The sequence below is a fragment of the Paenibacillus sp. Z6-24 genome (assembly GCF_054161335.1).
In genome coordinates, this window is sequence record NZ_CP096398.1 from 3800486 (window position 1) to 3820287 (window position 19802).

The window sequence follows — 19802 nt, forward strand, 5'->3', positions numbered from 1 at the left end:
GTGGTTCTTCCTGATTGCTGTTATGCTTCCGGATGATGGCGGATGGATCATTGCCACAGCCTTCTCTTGAATTTTAACTTTGTTATGCGATACACTTCAAGTACTTACTCTAATTTTTTACCAATTTTACATACCGCAAACCGGATGACTCATCTGAACAGCCTGCGGATATGTTACTTAAGGGAGAATACCGATGACAACAACTGTTATGCGCTATGTAATTCTGCAGCATGAGGATCAGCTGCACTATGTGGAAATGCCTGCTGAGTATGCCTACCAGCTCAGCGCACTGAATCTGCGACTACATAAGGAAATCAGCAAGCTCACTGCTGATCATATCCCTTCCCTTCCACGCGCTATCGCTGAATGCGACAACCTGGAATTGCTGAATCCGGAGGCAGTCCTGTTAAACGGCCTGCATTACATTAACGAGCTGGAGCAGTCTTTTGCAGCCCTCCAGGAAGAACAATATCCGCTCATCTCCCTGCTGACCGAGATTCGCGCTTTGCAGGCTCAGCTGGAGCAGTGGTATGAGGAATATGAGGAAGCCCGGCTCTAATCGTCTTATCCGCCAATAGGCGGCTTAGAAGGACTGAATCTATTCAATCTCGGGATAACACAACACCAAAAAAGGCAGTATGCGATAAGATGCATACTGCCTTTTTAGTGATCATCCACCTTGTAGATCCGAAGATGGTTTTTATATATCCTTTACAGGGCAATCTGATATCAGCGATCCGGATAGATGCAGATAAATGTCCTCTGCTTACTGGGCTGTCGCTTGATTGGCAGACGATGGACGCATGGTCAGACCGACTCTGCCTTTTTTGACATCGACGTTCATAACCCAGACGGTTACATTGTCACCAACCGAGACGACATCCATCGGATGCTTAACAAACTGCTCGCTCAGCTGGGAAATGTGTACCAATCCATCATTTTTGATACCAATATCGACAAAGGCACCAAAGTCGATCACGTTACGAACCGTTCCCTGCAGCTCCATACCTGGTGTCAGATCTTCGATCTTGAGCACGTCCGTACGGAAAATCGGCAGCGGCAGCTCATCACGCGGGTCACGGCCCGGACGCTGAAGACTGTCCAGAATATCGCGCAGTGTCGGTACACCGATCTCCAGCGATTGTGCTGCTTCTTCCACATTTACAGCAGCCAGTGCTTCGACAGCTTCCGGGCTGCCCAGCTGTTCCGGCTTGATGTTCAGGGATTGGAGCAGCTTGTTGGTGGCATCATAGGATTCCGGGTGAATACCGGTGTAATCCAGTGGATTGTCTCCACCCTTGATCCGCAGAAAGCCCACACACTGCTGTAATGTCTTCGCACCGAGACGGGGTACTTTTTGCAGCTGCTTGCGGCTGGAGAATCGGCCGTTCTCTTCCCGGTACTTCACGATATTTTTGGCAATCGTGGCATTCACGCCCGCTACATAGGACAGCAGGGAAGGCGACGCTGTATTCACATCGACACCGACATGGTTAACTGCCGATTCGACAACGCCTTTGAGGCTGCTTTCCAGATGCTTCTGGGATACATCATGCTGGTACTGGCCTACTCCGATGGCTTTTGGGTCAATCTTGACCAGTTCGGCCAACGGGTCCTGTACACGGCGTGCGATGGAAGCTGCACTGCGCTGCGCTACATCCAGATCCGGGAATTCTTCCTGGGCGAGCTTGGAAGCAGAGTATACACTTGCTCCCGCTTCACTCACGATCAGATAAGCCAGCTTGCGATCCTCAATCTCCTGGATCAGTTCGGCAATGAACTGTTCGGTCTCACGGGACGCTGTACCGTTACCAATAACGATCAATTCGATATGGTGCTCATCGATCATACGGCGGATTGTCTCCGCAGCCTCCCTTTTCTTGTTCACCGGTGGTGTCGGATAGGTAACTGCCACTTCCAGCAGCTTGCCTGTCTCGTCTACGGCAGCCAGCTTACAGCCTGTCCGGTAGGCAGGGTCTACACCGAGTACGCGTGTCTCCTTGATCGGTGCCTGCAGCAGCAGATTACGCAGATTACCCGCAAAGATGGAAATTGCCTGGTTATCCCCTTTTTCAGTCAATTCCGTACGCACTTCACGCTCAATGGAAGGTGCGATCAGACGCTTGTAGGCATCTTCAATCACATGGTTCAAAATATCGCGTACGGCAGAAGGTCCCTTGATGATCTGCTTGTCTATATAACGGTACACTGGCTCAGGAGCCACTTCCAGCTGCACCTTGAGGATATTTTCCCGTTCTCCCCGGTTAATCGCCAGAATGCGGTGCGGAGGCATCTTTTTCGCCAGCTCACGGTAGCTGTAATACATCTCATAGACAGATTCTTCGTCCGCTTTTTTGGCTTCGGTCACGAGCATACCGTGATCGAGCGTATACCGTCTGATCCAGGTACGCAGCGCCGCATCATCCGAGATGTTCTCGGCAAGAATATCCATCGCTCCCTGCAGCGCGTGAGAAGCGTCCTCTACGCCTTTCTCCGCGTCGATATAACGTGCTGCCTCTACCAGCGCTTCAGGCTGCTTGGGCTGGCTCATGATCCACTGAGCGAGTGGCTCCAGTCCTTTTTCCTTGGCTACACTTGCACGTGTTTTGCGCTTTTGGCGGTATGGACGATACAAATCTTCCACTTCCTGCAGCTTGGAGGCATTCTGGATCGAAGCGGCCAGTTCACTGGTCAGCTTATCCTGCTCGCTGATGATGCGGAGCACTTCATCCTTGCGATCCTGCAGATTGCGCAGGTATTGGTGACGTTCTTCAATATCACGCAGCTGGTTCTCATCCAATTCACCGGTCATTTCCTTACGGTACCGGGCGATAAATGGAATGGTATTGCCTTCTGCCAGCAAATCAATCGTTGTACGAATTTGTTTTAGTGAGATTTGCAGCTCTCCGGCAATTTGCTTGATGATCCGTTCGCGGACCTGCTGCTCACTGGCTTTCGCCTGTTCTTCGGTAATCGGTTTTTGTTCAGACAATCTTATCCCTCTTTCCGCTCTTCCCGCAGGAAGAACCCTGTCATCATACATATATTATCTCAGACAATAAGCCTGATTTCCACCCGGTATCACGAAGTGAAGGGCTGTAAAGACGCAAAAAACCCGGTGCATTCACCGGGTCCGCTTGCTTACCGCAGGCCTAGAAATCTACCAGGCCCAGGCTGATCTGGAGCGAGTCATGCACACGACGCATGGTCTCCTCATCCAGATGTGTGATTTTGTCAGTTAAACGCTGCTTATCAATGGTACGAATCTGCTCTAATAAAATGACGGAATCCCTGTCAAACCCGTGGGACTTGGCATCAATTTCCACGTGCGTCGGCAATTTGGCCTTCTGGATCTGTGCCGTAATTGCCGCCACAATGACCGTCGGACTGAAGCGATTACCAATGTCGTTCTGGATTACCAAAACTGGTCTTACGCCACCCTGTTCGGAACCGACGACGGGCGATAAATCTGCAAAAAATACATCGCCGCGCTTTACGATCAATGTCTACACCCCGCTAACTAAGCGGTCCAGAGTGATATCCGCCTCTTCCTCCGCATAAAAAGCTTCGCACGCGATTCTCAGATTGATCTTGGCCATTTCCATGTATCCACGCTGCATTGCCTCGCGGACATGCCGCTTCTTACGCTCCGTGAGATACCCTTTCATAGCCTTTCTGATTAACTCGTTGCGGTCGGAATTCTCCAAAGCTGCGATCCCATCCATCTCCTGCAAAAGCTGATCCGGTAAATGGACCATAATCCCTTGCACATTTTGCATGTTGTCCAACTGTCCAGCACCCCCAAAACCTTTTCCAGCCATACCCCTTAGCTGATTTAACGGCATTTTTACATACGCGAATCCAAGTTTCTGGTCTGCGCCACACGCACAGTGCGTGAGGCAACTTTGCTGCCATCATTATAAACCACATTATGGGCGCGAGTACAGACTTTTCATCACAATATGTAAGATTCGCCTCAAAAATCCGGTTTCCTTCAATCCCAATAGAAATATTTTACCTATTAAGCAAAGGATTCCAGCGGCTCAGGATATTACCATTTTGGTAATAGACGCGCGGCACTCTGGCTGCAAGCATGCAAATGATCTCGTAATTGATGGTTCCCAGCTCGGAAGCAAGGTCATCAGCAGTAATCATTTGATCCTGCTGACGACCGATTAGGACAACCTCTTCGCCGATTTGGATTTCTTCTGCGCTCTCCGCAAAAGATTTGAGTGATACCATACACTGATCCATACAGATTGTTCCAATCACGGGGACACGGTGACCGCGGATCAGCACCTGTGCCTTGCCGCTGAGCATACGCGAATAACCATCTGCATAGCCGATCGGAAGAGTGGCTATTTGTTCATCTGCACCTGTAAAATAACGGGTACCATAGCTCACTCCGGAACCGGCAGGAAGGGTCTTCAGATAGGATACAGCGGTCTTGACGGTCATAATCGGTGTCAGGTCTATCACCTGCTTGTTCACTTCAGTCGAAGGATACAGCCCATACAGTGCAATACCAACCCGAATCATCTGTGGCGACAGCTCGGGAGTATCAATAGCAGCGGCACTGTTCCCCGTATGTATAATAGGGATAGTATAACCCAGTCTCCGCAGTTCCCGGTCCACTTGTTGGAACCTCTCGTATTGCATCAGTGTATAACTTTTGTCCTGCTCATCCGCCTTGGCAAAATGAGTAAACATTCCCTCTATCTCCAGAACGGGCACCTGAAATGCCTTGACGATAAAATCAGGCGCTTCTTCCGGGAAAAGGCCCAGTCTCCCCATTCCGCTATCAATTTTGATATGAGCTTTGAGTTTGCGTCCGGAAGAATCAACCGTGAGCCGAGCAATAGCCTCGAGCACTTCTTCCGTAAATACATTTAAAGTAACGTCGTATTCATAAGCGGCTGCTACCGCCTCGGGACCGGTGTAACCCAGTACAAGTATCGGCAGACGCACACCATGCTGACGCAGCTCAATCGCTTCATCCAAAAACGCAACACTCAGGTAATCCGCGCCAAGTCTTTCCAGTTCCCGGGATACCTCCACTGCCCCATGTCCATAAGCATTCGCTTTTACACATAATAACAGCTTCGTCGTATCCGGCAAAGTCTGACGGAAAGCCTCATAATTGGCACGCAGCGCATCTAGGTTAATTTCAGCTCTTGTTGGTCGATATTGCTGTTGCAATTACAGTCACCTTCTATCCGTTTTTGCCCGCACGGGCAATACACCTATGTTAATGCGGAAGCCGGATAGCTGTCAATTGTACCTGAGTGAAAAAAGGGCGGATGATTCCATACTCATACATTATTTAGTAAGATAAAAAAGATACACTCATTAATGAAGATTCCGGTGATTGGAAATCCCTTTTAATGAGGCCATGCATACATCATGTCCGGCAGTGAATACCTGCAGAACATCTTTTACGAACTATACAAAAATGAACCTCATCGCGCTTTTGCTGCTACACTTACGGGTCCATCTATGTTTTAATACTTACCCGCTTATTTAAAAATAGAAGCGCGATTTTGGCAGAATTGAAAATTTGTGAACATGCCTCACTCCTATACAGAAAGAATCTGCAAGCTGTTGCTGTACTTGCCTGTAATTCCCTGTTCTATCTTTACGGCATATCCATTATATATCGGTAAGCCCGCTTCATATGCTGATACCCATACTGATGAAAAATCAAAACAAAAACCGGAAAGATCGTTGAGCGATCTTTCCGGTGTAATTCTATCCGGGAGTATGGGTCAGGACACAGCCTGGCACTTCTTGCCGCCTTTCTTCTTCTCCCGCTCCTTCATCTGGCAGGAAGAACAGACTCCCTGAAAATCCAGGCGATGGTCTGTAACGGTAAATCCAAACTCACGTTCTACCCGTTTTTCCAGTGAAACGAGCCAGTCTTCCATAATCTCTTCTACATTACCGCACTGTGTACAGATGAGATGATGGTGTAAATGGGGGCTGTTCGCTGCCCGCAGGTCAAACCGAGCTGCTCCATCCCCAAAATTGACTTTTTGCACAATCTGCAGTTCGTTCAGCAGATCAAGCACCCGGTAGACGGTCGCCATACCGATCTCCGGGAATCTTTCCTTTACCAGCAAAAATACTTCCTCTGCACTCAGATGATCCTTTTCATGTTCCAACAGTACCCGGATTGTCGTCTCACGCTGAGGCGTCAGCTTGTAGCCTTTAGACTTCAGACGCTCTTTGATTCTGTCCACCTGTTCCGTCAGCATCATAATGTCATTCACACCTTCCGGTTTATTTTGCATTTTTCATTAACGCATTCAATTGATTATCAGGCCATTCATTTGATTATTCGTTCCAAGCATAGTATGGATCTGCCGCTTCATCTATATCTTCACGCACACTGCCTTTACTATTTTCACGATACATTTATTATATCACATCGTATTTATACTTAGAATAATTATAATTCCATAATACCTAAAATGATGGCATATTGTAAATAGAAGCAGCAAAAAAACGCTGTTTCGCAAACGACTGGAGATGCAACCCACCATTCATACTGCTGAATTTTTTGTAAAAATCGACAAAGGTAAATGATAATATAGCCAACCTTTGTTCTATATTCTTTCGTAGGCCTGTATATAGGAAAAGTATTGAATACGGTTACATATTATTTATTAAAACCCTTGCAGGCTTTTAATTTTTAAAAGTATATATAATAATAAGGAAGTTGTTTTCTAATTTATTAATGTTAATAAAAACATTAATTATTAATATTAATATTGACTGATTAAGGAATCCATGCTACATTCGGTTTGTAAATTTATTCAATAAAAGCCCAAAAAAAGCGCTATTAAATTGAAGGCATAAGCATGTCAGGAAAGGATGAAGCACGTTGTCACAATCTAATCTGAAAGCCAAAATGATCGTTGATAAGGCATTCCGGATTGCGGAAGTAGATAAAAGAATTTACGGCTCTTTTATTGAACATCTGGGCAGAGCGGTATATGGCGGTATCTATGATCCCTCTCATCCGTCCGCTGATGAAAACGGTTTCCGTAATGATGTAAAACAATTAATTCAGGAGTTGCAAGTTCCCATCATCCGTTATCCCGGAGGCAATTTTGTATCCGGTTACAACTGGGAAGACGGCGTTGGACCGGTAGAATCCCGTCCGAAGCGCCTGGAACTGGCTTGGCGGACCGTTGAACCCAATGAAGTAGGTACCAACGAATTCATGCAGTGGGCCAAGCAGGCCGGCTCCGATGTCATGATGGCGGTTAATCTGGGGACACGCGGTATCGATGCTGCCCGTAACCTGATCGAATATTGCAATCACCCCGGGGGTTCCTACTATAGTGATCTTCGCAAACAGCATGGCTACGCAGACCCGTATGGTATCAAAACCTGGTGTCTGGGCAACGAGATGGACGGTCCATGGCAGATCGGTCACAAGACCGCTGAAGAATACGGCAAGCTGGCGCTGGAGACAGCTAAAGCGATGCGTCAGGTGGATTCCTCCATCGAGCTCGTAGCTTGCGGCAGTTCCAACACGGCAATGCCTACTTTCCCGCAGTGGGAAGCGACGACTCTCGAACATACGTATGAAGCTGTTGATTACATTTCCCTTCATCAATATTATGGCAACCAGGATAATGATCCGGCCAACTATCTGGCAAGATCGATGGACATGGATCATTTCATTCATACCATTATCTCCACCTGTGACTTTGTCAAAGCCAAAAAGCGCAGCAAAAAAACGATGTACCTGAGCTTTGATGAATGGAATGTATGGTATCACTCCAATGAAGCGGACAGTAAAATGGATCCATGGAGTATCGCTCCTCCACAACTGGAAGATGTGTACAACTTTGAAGATGCACTGCTGGTCGGCAGTATGCTGCTGACATTCCTGCGTCGTGCAGACCGCGTGAAAATGGCCTGTCTCGCCCAGCTGGTCAACGTTATCGCACCGATCATGACGGAAGATGGCGGACGGGTATGGAAGCAGACAATCTTCTACCCTTACATGCATGCTTCCACATATGGACGCGGCATTTCCCTGAAGCCGGTTGTTGACTCTCCGGTGTATGATGCAAAAGACTATACAGATGTTCCTTATCTGGACAGCGCAGTGGTTCATGACGAAGAAAACGATCACCTGACGATCTTTGCACTTAACCGTCATCTGACCGAGTCGCTGGATCTGAACTGTGATGTACGTTCTTTTGAAGGATATCGTATCGTGGAACATATCGTTCTGGAAAATGATGACCTCAAAGCCGTGAACACCGCAGATGAAGAAAAAGTTGCTCCACACAATGGCGGACAATCTCAGCTGAACGACGGCATCCTGACTGCACGTCTGGCCAAGACATCATGGAATGTGATTCGACTTCGCAAAGCCTGAACTGCTCATCCTTTCCTTTTATGAATACGTTATCATCCATGCTCTGACAGATGGTCAAAAGCTTCGTGATTTACAGGTTTGAATTTTATGAGGGGGTCATTTCATGTTTGGTAAAAAAAGCTGGTTAATCGTATTAGCTTCTGTAATGATGTTATCTCTTGTCCTCGCTGGTTGCGGCGGTAAAGGCGCTTCTGATCCGAACCAACTGACATTTATGTTCCGCGGCGGTCCGGATGAATTGAAAGCCTACGCGGCTGTCGTCAAGCAGTTTGAACAGGATAATCCAGGAGTCAAAGTAAAACCTATCCAAACTAATCCGGATCAATATGCCGCCAAATTGCAGGCAGCGATCACAGGTAACAGCGTACCGGATGTATTTTTCTACAACCCTGCCGATCTGAAAGCGTATGCCAACAATAACATCCTGCTCGATATCACCAAGTATATCGAGAATAAACCTGATGTGGATCTGAAAAACATGTGGCCGCAAGGCGTAGATATGTACCGTTATGATGGCACTGACGTAGGCCAAGGCGCCCTGTACGGTCTGCCAAAAGATCTGGGTCCATTCGCACTCGGATACAACAAAACCATGTTCGAAAAAGCAGGCATTGCGCTGCCGGACAAAGACAAGCCTTACACTTGGGATGAGTTCATTAAAATCAACCAGCAGCTCACCAAAGATACAGACGGTGACGGCAAACTGGATCAATTCGGTACAGGTCTGAACGCCGAGTGGACACTGCAGCCGTTCGTATGGAGCAACGGTGCTGACTGGCTGGATAAAACACACACCAAAGTAACAATCGACGATCCTAAATTCATCGAAGCACTGCAGTTCTTTGTAGATATGCAGAACAAATACAAAATCACTCCTGCGATTGAACAGGCACAGACCCTGGATACCTACCAACGCTGGATGAGAGGCGAATTGGCCTTCTTCCCTGTCGCTCCATGGGATCTGAGCACATTCAAACGTGAACTGAAATTCGATTATGATGTGATTCCATTCCCTGCCGGTTCGACTGGCAAAGCTTCATCATGGATAGGCAGCCTGGGTATTGGCGTATCCAACAAAACGGCTAACCCTGAACTGGCAGCCAAACTGGTAACTTATCTCTCCGCTTCACCAAGTGGACAAAAATCCCTGGTGGATGCAGGCGTACAGATTCCTAACCTGCAGGATATGGCCCAAGAATGGGCAGCTGATACTTCCGCTCCTCCTGCCAATAAAGAAGAATATCTGCAAATCGTTAATGAATACGGCAGACCGCTGCCAGGACAATTCACGTACAATGCAGAATGGTATGCACTGTTCTTCACCGATCTGCAGCCGGTACTCGACGGTAAAATCGCAGTCGCTGATTTTGTAAAACAGGAACAGCCGAAGATGCAGGCTATGCTTGATCAGGCTGTAGCTGCCGAGAACAAGGCAAAAGAAAGCAAACAAAGCAAATAACATGACCCATACTTTAGTACAAAACAAGTAATTGCACTATAGAACAAGTAATGAAGATACTGCACCAACAACGGAAATGATGTTAGTGTTCTCAGGCTCTTCCCGGGAGGCTAACATCATTTTCATTCCCGTACTGTAGCAATGCTGAAATGCCTATTTAGAAACATAGGGGTGAACTTATGAAAGCGACTTCTGATATTTACCAAGAAGGAAATGCGAGCATGGTTAAAAAGAGATCCAATCTGTATCGTAAAGAGAAAATTTTTGGTTTCTTGTTCATTTTACCGCCAGTCATTGGTTTCTTGCTGTTTACGCTTTATCCGGCACTTTATTCCATCTATGGTTCCTTCACGGATTGGAATGGACTTGGCCAGATGAACTTTATCGGTCTGGACAACTATCAGACATTGTTTACCGACAATTTCTTCTACACATCCATGTATAATACATTTTTCCTGATGATCGGTATTCCGATTGGACTTTTACTGTCCCTGCTGCTCGCACTCGGACTGAATCGTAAGATTCCGGGCACTACTACATTCCGTGTCATCTACTATGTTCCGGTTATCTCTTCACTCGCTGCGATCTCTATCCTGTGGCAATGGGCTTATAACGGTGACTACGGTCTCGTCAACCAGTTCCTCGGACTGTTCGGTATCAAAGGTCCCAACTGGCTGGCCAACACCGCTACCGTTAAACCAGCTATCATTCTGATGACCATCTGGAAAGGTCTTGGCTTCTCCATGCTGCTCTATCTGGCTGCTCTGCAAAGTGTCTCCCGTACGTACTACGAAGCGGCAGAACTCGATGGCGCCAGCGGTTTCAGTATGTTCCGCCATATTACCTGGCCGATGGTAAAACCGGTAACCTTCTTCCTCGTCGTTACCAACATCATTGGTGGTTCCCAGATCTTTACGGAAATCAACATCATGACACCTACCGGCGGACCGGAATACTCTTCCGCGACGGTCGTGTTCTACATCTGGCAAAAAGCATTTGAAAACCTGCAAATGGGTTATGCCTCTGCGATGGCCGTTATTCTGGGATTGTTCATTTTCATTGTTACCCTGATTCAGTTCAAGATGAATGAGCGTTCCTCATTCGATATGGATTGATCACGATAGAGAAGGAGTGAGTTAAGAGATGGTATACAGCAAACAGCAAAAAATGACCAATGCGATTATTTTCATTATTCTGTGTCTGGGTGCGGTATTTATGATTCTGCCGCTGCTCTGGATGATTTCTACATCATTCAAAAACCGTGAGGCCGTCTTCGCCCTTCCACCGGAGTGGATTCCAAAAGATTTCCAATTCACCAAGTATGCAGAGATCTGGACAGCCGGACCGCTAATGAGTGGTATTATCAACAGTCTAATCGTAGCGATTACCGTAACGGTAATCGGTACGTTGACTTCCAGTCTCGCTGCTTTTGCTTTTGCTAAAATGCGTTTCCCTTGGAAAAACCAGATCTTCCTGCTGCTGCTGTCATCGATGATGATTCCGTATCCGGCAGTCATGATCTCCCAGTTTATTATGTTCTCCGGCTGGTCATGGGTAGATACCCTGCTGCCGCTGATCGTACCTGGTCTGTTCGGTAACGTCGTTATGATTTTCTTCCTGCGCCAGTATCTGTACAGTATTCCAAATGCGATTATCGAAGCTGCCAAAATTGACGGTACTTCCTACTTTGGCATCTATGCACGCATTATCGTACCGCTGATCAAACCGGCAATCGCTGCACAGCTGATCCTGTGGTTCATGGGAATCTGGAATGACTACCTGCCTCCAATCCTGTATCTGAACTCACCGGAGATTCAGACACTGCAGCTGGTTATCGCCAACTTTAACGCAAGCTATGCGATTCAGAGTGATTATCCGCTGATCATGGCTGCATCCGTTGTATCGCTGCTGCCGATCCTGATTATCTTCCTGATCTTCCAGCGTCAAATTATTGAATCTGTGGCGATCTCCGGGGTGAAAGGATGAGTATATTGTTTCCTTCCTCTCCTCCGGACTACAAGCTTTATGATACAACCATACTGGATGATGAATCCAAATGGACGATTAATAACGCACATGATCCGGGCATTCTGAAAACGGATCAAGGGTATTACATTTACTCCACGGACGTCCGTATGGGCGGCGAGCTGACTCCAGGCGTGATGGTACGCCGTTCCCAGGATCTGATTCACTGGGAATGGGTCGGCTACGCCCTTCCGGGCATTCCAGAGATTGCGGCAGAATGGTCGCAGGCGATCAATCTATGGGCGCCGGATGTAGTTAAAGTAGGCGACAAATATCGTATGTATTATTCCGCTTCGACCTTTGGCAGTACACGTTCGATGATTGGGCTGATGGAGAGCGACTCTCCGGAAGGTCCATGGGTCGATTGCGGCTCCGTGGTTCGCACCCAGGAGGGTGACGGACCGAATGCAATTGATCCCCATGTAGTTAACGATACCGAAGGACAGCAGTGGATGGTATATGGTTCGTTCTTTGGCGGTATTCATATCCTGCCGCTGGATCAGCAGACAGGCAAACCTACCGTTAAGGGATTTGGTACGCTGCTGGCGATTCGGGACAAGGCTACGGTAGATGGAGCGATTGAAGGACCTTATATTGTCTATCATCCGGAATTCCGGAAATATTATTTATTTGTATCGTACGACTCGCTGTTTAGCGATTATAATGTGCGTGTGGCCCGTGCAGACCATATTACCGGTCCGTACACGGATATTCACGGTCATGTACTGACCGATACGGATTATCGCCCGCAGCACGAGATTGGCAACAAGATTGTTGGCGGTTACCGTTTTCAGGAAGGTGAAGGCTGGGTCGCTCCGGGGCATAATTCGGTGCTGAACGATGACGGCGACTTTTACATTGTCCATCATGCACGTGGAGAACAGGACAAGCACTGGTCCTATCTGCATATCCGCAAAATTCTCTGGACGGCAGACGGCTGGCCGGTCGTCTCACCGGAACGTTATGCCGGAGAGCAGGAACAGGATCTGGAAGCGAATCAAATCCCCGGACAATGGGAGACCATTTTGCTGAATCCGGGTGAGAATGGTCAGATTCCTTCGCAGCCGTTGGAGCTTCGCGAGGATGGCAGTCTGCAGCATCATGGACAGCCAGGCAGCTGGCAGCTGCAGGATGCCCGTACGCTGGTCCTGGAGTGGCTGAGCACATCCGGTGAATCACAGCGCAGTGTAGTGAAACTGCTGCCTTCATGGGATTGGGAGAGACATTGCCCTACGATCGTATTTACAGGAATGACCGAGCGGGGCTGGTCGATCTGGGGCAAACAAATTGCATCGACAACCGTATAATGATAGCATGAATATAAAAAAGGGGAGAATCCAAGGTTCTCCCCTTTTTTTATAGCCTGTTATCTAAAGCGTTTACAATTAGACCTGCTTCTCCAGTTCGTTGGACGGTGAACCGGAATGTACCAGCTTGTCGTAATACAGACGGAACACGATATCCTGGTTGTAGTTACCGAATCCGCGGCCGAACAGGGTCAGACCTCCAACATGCTCGGAAGAAGGCTCTACGGCGATACGCAGCGTCCACTGGCGATCACGTACATTGACATGATCCAGGTTGATGTCTGATATTTTGATGCCATCCATGTACGTACCGTCTCTCGAGACCTGCAGATGCTTCAGCAGGCCGTACTGATTGACGATATCAGGCCACCACTGCGGGTTGTACTTACCCCGCTTGTCTCCAAAGTCTCCGGGACTCGTCCATGTACCCAGTTTGACATCATTCAGATAGAAGGTGATATCCGAAGGAAATCGATTGTCCGTGAGCGGCGCCTCGGAAGCGATCTCCAGAGAGACCAGCAGCTCCAGCGGATTCTCGGTCGATAACAGGAAATTAGGAATTTTGTACTCGATAAAACCTTCACTAAACCACAGTACCTTGGCCTGAAAACGCTCGGCATCAAAGAAATACCGCGTATCATCCACCTGACCGATAAATTTCTCCGGTGACGCCAGTCCGCATGTCGGTTCCACCTGAAGGTCGGTATAGTGACCAATCGAGATTTCACTTTCATGGTACTGGCGAAGATGTTCAATTTTATTCGGGAAAATGATATTCGCTTCTTCAACCTGAAGTGAACACACCTTCTGTACGCCGCCTTTGCCGGGCTGCATATTGGTAGAGATGATCGCTGCTTTTTCGAGTTTCTTGACGTGCATGGAGACAATGGCACTTGTCAGACCAACTGCCTCCGCCAACTCACGAATATTCATCGGTCGTTCAGCGAGCAATTGGATGATTTTGTGCCGTACACTGCTGGCCAGGGCTTCGTATACCGGCAGTGATTTATCCGAGATGTCCAGATTCATATTCAGGCTCCTCCATTAGCGAGTGTGTAACATTCATATATACCTTTCCACTATATCCTTATGTTAACAAAAATACAAACGTTATCGCTAGTAATTCTCAAATTTTATATTACCTGTTAATATCAAGGTGCATTTCAAGGCAATTTAACCATATTAAGGAGGAATTCATTTATGATTAATATGAATATGAATGCAAAAGAGACCAAAGGTGTTATCAGCCGCCATCTGCATGGACAGTTCGCCGAACATCTCGGAAGATGTATCTATGAAGGTCTGTGGGTAGGGGAAGATTCTCCCATCCCAAACACGGAAGGCATTCGCAACGACGTTTTGGAAGCGCTTCGAAAATTACATATTCCGGTGCTGCGCTGGCCAGGAGGCTGCTTTGCTGATGAATACCACTGGAAAGATGGTGTAGGCCCGCGTGAGCAGCGCGCGCGCATGGTCAACAATCACTGGGGCGGTGTCGAGGAGAACAACCACTTTGGTACCCATGAGTTCCTAAGACTCTGTGAGCTGCTCGATACAGAACCTTATATCAGCGGCAATGTGGGCAGCGGCACAGTACATGAGATGCAGCAATGGGTCGAGTATATGACCCAGGGCGGTACGTCGCCGATGGCAGACTGGCGTCGTCAAAACGGACAGGATCAGCCGTGGAAAGTGACGTACTTTGGCGTAGGCAACGAGAACTGGGGCTGCGGCGGCAACATGCGTCCGGAATATTACGCGGATCTTTACAGACATTACTCCACCTATGTGCGCAATTATGATGAGAATAAAATTTACAAAATCGCCTGCGGTGCGAATGTGGATGATTATCATTGGACCGAAGTGCTGATGCGCGAAGCCGCCCATCTGATGGATGGACTCAGCCTCCACTACTATACGCTTCCATCCGGCGAGTTTTTCCCGGTCAAAGGCTCTGCCACTGACTTTACGGTGGAAGAGTGGTTCCAGACGCTCCGGCTTACCCTGCATATGGAAGAACTGATCACCAAGCATTCCAAGATTATGGACAAATACGATCCGGACAAAAAAGTTGGCTTAATCATCGACGAATGGGGAATCTGGACTGATGTGGAGCCAGGCACTAACCCGGGCTTTCTGTACCAGCAAAATACGATGCGTGATGCTCTTGTCGCCGGGGTCAACCTCAATCTGTTCTACAAATTCTCGGACCGGGTCAAAATGGCCAATATCGCCCAGATGGTCAATGTGCTGCAGGCAATGGTTCTGACTGAAGGCGACCGGATGCTGCTGACGCCCACATATCATGTATTTGATATGTATCAGGTTCATCAGGACAGCGAACGCCTGGATCTGCAATACGAGAGCCCTGAATACAAGCTGGGTGCGCAGTCCATTGCCAAAATCAGCGCTGCTGCTTCCAAGGACCGGACTGGTAAAATCCACCTGACGATCTGTAACCTGAGTCATGCGGATAATGAATCCTTTTCCTGCAAGATCGAAGGTGTAGATTCCGCGGCCTGTACTGCTGTAGGCCAGCTGCTGAGTGCCGATGAACTGAATGCCCATAACACGTTCGAACAGCCGAAAAAAGTAAAACCTGCGTCGCTTGAAGTGTCCCTGTCTGCAGATGGCACCTTGACCTTCCAGCTGCCGCCAGCTTCGGTCGCTGCGATCACACTGTCCTGATTGGAACAGTCATGATGTATCAGCGTACAGCAGCCGAGCATGGCTGCAAAGGCTGCAACCGCAGCCCCCAGCTGTCAGAGGAAAAGATTCAGCGCTTGATTACCATCGCGCTGCAGGGCAAGGCGCCGGAGGAGCTGGCTGCCGGAGAGATTCAGCAGCAGCGATTTGAGACATGCATGTCCTGCCCTTCGCTGCAGTACGGTACGACCTGCAAGCACTGCGGCTGTCTCGTTCATATCCGCACCCGTCTGGCTGCATCCTGCTGTCCTTCGCCCTACGGCTCACAGTGGCAGAGTGAGGCATACAAAGACAAAGAGGTATAAGAGACAAATAGCTTATGGCTTGGGCTTAGGGTTGTTTTAAGTTTTCCAGGCTTCTCCGCCTCTGCTCGTTTCCATACTATTGTAGAGACATTGGAGACGGTAATATAGGTACATGTGCAATAAACCTATACCTTTTAATCGGAAAAGTTGCTGGAAAAGTTATTTATGAAGGTTACCTTCCAATAGATTAAGGAGGGTGCAGTTTGTTTATTTGCTGCTAATCTTATATGCTCAATATATCCAGCACTATTAAAGAAGGCTAAAAGAACGGCTCAAACACGAGCCGTTCTTTTTTTGTTGCACGTGAAGTAAGCAAGTTATGTGGAGCGGCCGAGATCCGACCAACCGGTCGGTTACACTTACACTGCATGACGGTTAGCTCTCCAGCCAAAGCGGCTTCCCAAGCTGATGGCCACCCTGTGCTTCCTATCAAAAGGAATCGGCCCTGGGGGGACATTTCTCTTTCCCGGTGGCTCCTGACGACTTTGAGCGGTCAAGTAGCAGGGATCGGAACGAAAGGCAGCTTCACCAGCGAATGGTGTATGTAAAAGCATGTATTCAAAAAAGAGCAACCATTAGGTAAACTCCTTTTTTAGTAAATAGAGTTTAATATAATATTTATAATTTATGCGGTAAGCACAATAAGCACTCACTGCGGGCGTACAAGCCCAGGCAGCGAGTGCTTATTTGTTCAAATCAAATAACTTAGGATGAGGACTTGGATGAATCGACGGTACCACCCGTAATTGCACAGCATAACTTGGCCATCTCTTTCTCGGACTGCTTCATGCCGCTTTGAATCCATTCGGTCAAGATCGCATAGGCAGCACCGCTCCAAAAGATCGCTTCATATTTTTCTGCTGCATAATCTGCTGGGATGCTTTCTTTTACTTTTTGCGTAATCTGAAAAAGCAGCGTCTCGCCGAAATTGGCTTTGAGAAGAAGTTGATAGGTTTCCGCATGAGGCCTAACATTTTTAAACATGGAATACCAGTAATGATAAGTCTCTTGATCAGGGTCATACGCATTCATAGCATGAAATGTGGTGTCTACAACGTCTTCCAACAAATGATTGAGAATATCTTCTTTTGAAGAATAGTTCCTATAATAAGCGGTTCTCGAAACCCCAGCTTTTTTGACGATGTCCGTGATCGAAATTTCGTTAAATGCTTTTTCCTTCATCAAAAAAATGAGTGCCGATTCCAAGCACTCTTTGGTGATGCGATTTGACTCCAAATTCGACAAACGCAGGACTTCCATTCGTTGTAATTCGGTTCTTTTTTCGGACATTACATTTACCCGCCTTTTGTTTAGGCCGAGGTGCAACTCGTTGACTAGTATTGGAAAACGAAGTTATAATCATCTCGACGTTACAATTGTTTTGTCGGTACAAGTGTAACGTTATTATATTGAATATGTCAATCGACAACGCGCTTTTTCGTTTAAAAAAAACGAAAAAGAATTTAAAGGAGCCTATAAACATGAATAAAACACTTGTATCTACGATATTGACTTCTGCTTTGTTGGCTGGAATCAGTGTTCCAACCTATGCACAGCAACAATACTCTACACTTACAACGTCGGCTGCATCTCAAAGCAAGGTGAATCTGGAAAGTTCTTCTCATTTGAATCCAAGTGAAAGAGGGAAATTGGTCAGCTACGAAAAGGTAGCAGAGCTGTCGACCAAGCAAATTCATCAATTAAATCCTGAAACCAATATTCGCTCGCTTTTAGCCTACGGAGTCACCTTATATTCCGTATCGTACACGTCCCTATATGATGGAGAACCTGTTGTTCTATCAGGGCTGGTCTCTATTCCTAGTGGAAAGACAAAACCTTCTTTCTTGCAATATCACCATGGAACCATGCTACCTGTTCCCGCTCCCGAAGGAGAAGGATCCAATGATGCTCCTTCTCTATACCGTGGAAAAAAAGCTCAACCCCAGGCGGGATTTGATGAAGTTCGAATGATGGTGCTTACCTTTGCTTCAAAAGGATATGTGGTAAGCGCTCCGGATTATGCAGGTTATAATCTATCCAAAAACTTGGATCATCCATACAATTTCGGTCCTCAACTGGCTGAATATTCAGTTGATATGCTGAAAGCCACACAAGAATTAACGAAACGCTTAAGCATAAAAACGGACAATAAAGTATTCTTGACCGGGTGGTCTGAAGGAGCGGGGGCTGCTCTTGCGACGCAGAAGAAAATCGAGCAAGATTCCCCTCAAACCTTCAACCTTGTCGCTACATCTGCGTTGGCAGGGCCTTATGATATTCCATCAATGATTGAGAGTAGTGTAGGTGAAGCAATGGAAAGTCCAAGTGAAGAAACTGAAAGTGTAAGTGAAAATATCGGTATTTATAATTGGACCCTTTATACACTGCTCAAATTCAATCATATTAATCGGCCTTACAGTGACGTCTGGAATTATAAAGTCGAAAATTCTCTTGATGCACTGATGCCGCCTTCTGATAAGATCAGTGAGATTTTCAATCCGGTTTTCTTAGAACGGTTGCTAAGCGGACAAGATCTCGAACTCCTTTATGCGATTCAAAACAGTAGCTTGATTAATGGATGGAAGCCTAAAGCGAAAATCATGTTCCATTCGGGCAAAAATGACGAGATTGTGCCCCATTTCAATAGTCTAAATGCCTACAATACGTTTAAAAAGCTGGGATCGGATGTCACCCTGTATGAATATGAAGGCGACCACTATACGCCGGCTCTCGACTATTTGACTACTACGATCAAAGAATTCGGAAAGTTATCAAGAAGGAAATAATTATTGAACTTCATAACAAAAACAGTAGCGTGTCTCAAGTCGATGTACGGTTACGCTTGTCTGAGACACACTACTGTTTCCTGAATTTCCGGAGCAAGACAAGGAGGTCGTTACGTTGCTGCGAGTAGAGTCTGTAGGTAAGGGCTTCAAAGATATGGATCGATTGACCCGTTTATATACCCATTCATTTCCTCAGAATGAGAGAATTCCAATGTGGTTTCTGACTTGGAAAGCTCAAAAAAACATGTGGATTTCTTGGTTTATTACGATGAGGAGACTTTTGTCGGTTTCGCCTATTTGGTTACTCATAAGAACCTTACATTCGTGTTGTTCTTATCTACTTCTTCCGAAGTACGATCCAAAGGATATGGGACCATGATTCTCTCGATGATTCGTAAACGTTATATCGGTAATCGGATTATACTGAATATCGAAGAGGTGAAGGAGACCGCAGATAACTACGAGCAGCGACATAAACGTAAAGTCTTCTATGTACGCAATGGCTTTAGAAACGCGACTTTTTATATAAGCGAATATGGATACACGTATGAGGTGCTTGTCTATGGTGATCATGTAAGCTTTGATGAGTATAAAACGCTTTTTCGTGTCTTTACTGGAAAGTTACTTTCTCTATTTTACTCGCCCAAACTTTTCAAAAAGCACGAGTCGTAATATTATTCGAGAAGTAACGAAAAAAATCTGAGGCTGTTATATGTATAGATTGAGAACTTTGTATTGAAAGGGCGACGCAATCTTTGCATCGCTGTTTGTTTGTCAACAAGGAGAATTATGTAATCAGAAGAAATAGCAGCTACG

General features: G+C 46.9%; 17 protein-coding genes. 10 read left to right on the forward strand and 7 right to left on the reverse strand.

All coding sequences use genetic code 11. The features are described from left to right. Nucleotides 1-193: 193 nt before the first annotated feature. Nucleotides 194-559, forward strand: a complete 366-nt coding sequence (locus M1D61_RS16560; protein ID WP_046213066.1) for a hypothetical protein — start codon at nt 194-196, stop codon at nt 557-559. Nucleotides 560-766: 207 nt separating this feature from the next. Here M1D61_RS16560 and M1D61_RS16565 read toward each other — a convergent pair whose 3' ends face one another. The 5 genes from M1D61_RS16565 to fur all read right to left on the reverse strand — a co-directional run bounded on the left by M1D61_RS16565 (nt 767) and on the right by fur (nt 6257). Next, nucleotides 767-2992, reverse strand: coding sequence for a Tex family protein (locus M1D61_RS16565; protein ID WP_458119732.1), 2226 nt, complete (start codon nt 2990-2992; stop codon nt 767-769). Nucleotides 2993-3152: 160 nt separating this feature from the next. Further along, nucleotides 3153-3503: a type II toxin-antitoxin system PemK/MazF family toxin gene (locus M1D61_RS16570; protein ID WP_017812889.1), complete on the reverse strand. Its 351-nt coding sequence runs from the start codon at nt 3501-3503 to the stop codon at nt 3153-3155. 3 nt (nt 3504-3506) lie between these two features. Further along, complete coding sequence (locus M1D61_RS16575) at nt 3507-3788, reverse strand: CopG family ribbon-helix-helix protein (protein ID WP_026136141.1); 282 nt, start codon at nt 3786-3788, stop codon at nt 3507-3509. Nucleotides 3789-4014: 226 nt separating this feature from the next. Then, nucleotides 4015-5199: an alanine racemase gene (gene alr / locus M1D61_RS16580; RefSeq protein ID WP_458119733.1), complete on the reverse strand. Its 1185-nt coding sequence runs from the start codon at nt 5197-5199 to the stop codon at nt 4015-4017. Between the two features lie 566 nt (nt 5200-5765). Continuing rightward, nucleotides 5766-6257 carry a ferric iron uptake transcriptional regulator gene (fur, locus tag M1D61_RS16585; RefSeq protein ID WP_458119734.1) on the reverse strand — a complete coding sequence of 164 codons (492 nt, stop codon included), beginning with the start codon at nt 6255-6257 and terminating at the stop codon, nt 5766-5768. Nucleotides 6258-6910: 653 nt separating this feature from the next. Here fur and arfA point away from each other — a divergent pair. The 5 genes from arfA (at nt 6911) to M1D61_RS16610 (ending at nt 13189) form a co-directional block, all read left to right on the forward strand. Then, on the forward strand, nt 6911-8398 hold the full coding sequence (gene arfA, locus M1D61_RS16590; RefSeq protein ID WP_458122538.1) for an arabinosylfuranosidase ArfA: 1488 nt from the start codon (nt 6911-6913) through the stop codon (nt 8396-8398). Between the two features lie 103 nt (nt 8399-8501). Then, the gene (locus M1D61_RS16595) at nt 8502-9857 is read left to right on the forward strand and encodes an ABC transporter substrate-binding protein (protein WP_458119735.1); all 1356 of its coding nucleotides are present in this window, start codon (nt 8502-8504) and stop codon (nt 9855-9857) included. A gap of 179 nt (nt 9858-10036) precedes the next feature. After that, nucleotides 10037-10972, forward strand: coding sequence for a carbohydrate ABC transporter permease (locus M1D61_RS16600; RefSeq protein WP_458119736.1), 936 nt, complete (start codon nt 10037-10039; stop codon nt 10970-10972). A 28-nt stretch (nt 10973-11000) separates the two neighbouring features. After that, nucleotides 11001-11843, forward strand: a complete 843-nt coding sequence (locus tag M1D61_RS16605) for a carbohydrate ABC transporter permease (RefSeq protein ID WP_046213071.1) — start codon at nt 11001-11003, stop codon at nt 11841-11843. Beyond that, a complete protein-coding gene (locus M1D61_RS16610) occupies nt 11840-13189 on the forward strand; it encodes a family 43 glycosylhydrolase (protein WP_458119737.1) in 1350 nt (449 codons plus the stop codon). The genes M1D61_RS16605 and M1D61_RS16610 overlap by 4 nt, the downstream gene beginning before the upstream one ends. Before the next feature lie 78 nt (nt 13190-13267). Here the strand turns inward: M1D61_RS16610 and M1D61_RS16615 are convergent, their stop codons facing one another. Then, nucleotides 13268-14218 carry an ArsR/SmtB family transcription factor gene (locus M1D61_RS16615; RefSeq protein WP_458119738.1) on the reverse strand — a complete coding sequence of 317 codons (951 nt, stop codon included), beginning with the start codon at nt 14216-14218 and terminating at the stop codon, nt 13268-13270. 171 nt (nt 14219-14389) lie between these two features. Between M1D61_RS16615 and M1D61_RS16620 the strand changes: the two genes are divergently transcribed. Both M1D61_RS16620 and M1D61_RS16625 read left to right on the forward strand, forming a co-directional pair. Further along, nucleotides 14390-15877: an alpha-N-arabinofuranosidase gene (locus M1D61_RS16620; RefSeq protein WP_458119739.1), complete on the forward strand. Its 1488-nt coding sequence runs from the start codon at nt 14390-14392 to the stop codon at nt 15875-15877. 11 nt (nt 15878-15888) lie between these two features. Next, nucleotides 15889-16200, forward strand: a complete 312-nt coding sequence (locus tag M1D61_RS16625; protein WP_458119740.1) for a DUF6171 family protein — start codon at nt 15889-15891, stop codon at nt 16198-16200. 705 nt (nt 16201-16905) lie between these two features. Here the strand turns inward: M1D61_RS16625 and M1D61_RS16630 are convergent. Beyond that, complete coding sequence (locus tag M1D61_RS16630; protein WP_458119741.1) at nt 16906-17490, reverse strand: TetR/AcrR family transcriptional regulator; 585 nt, start codon at nt 17488-17490, stop codon at nt 16906-16908. A gap of 191 nt (nt 17491-17681) precedes the next feature. On the opposite strand from M1D61_RS16630, the gene M1D61_RS16635 reads away from it, so the two are divergent. Together M1D61_RS16635 and M1D61_RS16640 are read left to right on the forward strand one after the other, a co-directional pair. Beyond that, nucleotides 17682-18986, forward strand: a complete 1305-nt coding sequence (locus M1D61_RS16635; RefSeq protein ID WP_458119742.1) for an alpha/beta hydrolase family protein — start codon at nt 17682-17684, stop codon at nt 18984-18986. A 246-nt stretch (nt 18987-19232) separates the two neighbouring features. Then, complete coding sequence (locus M1D61_RS16640; protein ID WP_458122539.1) at nt 19233-19658, forward strand: GNAT family N-acetyltransferase; 426 nt, start codon at nt 19233-19235, stop codon at nt 19656-19658. Nucleotides 19659-19802 lie beyond the last annotated feature (144 nt).

Bases quoted from the DNA above. Each gene is read 5' to 3' on its own strand.
- M1D61_RS16560 (WP_046213066.1), top strand. From the start codon at position 194: ATGACAACAACTGTTATGCGCTATGTAATTCTGCAGCATGAGGATCAG.
- fur (WP_458119734.1), bottom strand. From the start codon at position 6,257: ATGATGCTGACGGAACAGGTGGACAGAATCAAAGAGCGTCTGAAGTCT.
- arfA (WP_458122538.1), top strand. From the start codon at position 6,911: ATGATCGTTGATAAGGCATTCCGGATTGCGGAAGTAGATAAAAGAATT.
- M1D61_RS16595 (WP_458119735.1), top strand. From the start codon at position 8,502: ATGTTTGGTAAAAAAAGCTGGTTAATCGTATTAGCTTCTGTAATGATG.
- M1D61_RS16600 (WP_458119736.1), top strand. From the start codon at position 10,037: ATGAAAGCGACTTCTGATATTTACCAAGAAGGAAATGCGAGCATGGTT.
- M1D61_RS16605 (WP_046213071.1), top strand. From the start codon at position 11,001: ATGGTATACAGCAAACAGCAAAAAATGACCAATGCGATTATTTTCATT.
- M1D61_RS16610 (WP_458119737.1), top strand. From the start codon at position 11,840: ATGAGTATATTGTTTCCTTCCTCTCCTCCGGACTACAAGCTTTATGAT.
- M1D61_RS16615 (WP_458119738.1), bottom strand. From the start codon at position 14,218: ATGAATCTGGACATCTCGGATAAATCACTGCCGGTATACGAAGCCCTG.
- M1D61_RS16620 (WP_458119739.1), top strand. From the start codon at position 14,390: ATGATTAATATGAATATGAATGCAAAAGAGACCAAAGGTGTTATCAGC.
- M1D61_RS16625 (WP_458119740.1), top strand. From the start codon at position 15,889: ATGATGTATCAGCGTACAGCAGCCGAGCATGGCTGCAAAGGCTGCAAC.
- M1D61_RS16630 (WP_458119741.1), bottom strand. From the start codon at position 17,490: ATGTCCGAAAAAAGAACCGAATTACAACGAATGGAAGTCCTGCGTTTG.
- M1D61_RS16635 (WP_458119742.1), top strand. From the start codon at position 17,682: ATGAATAAAACACTTGTATCTACGATATTGACTTCTGCTTTGTTGGCT.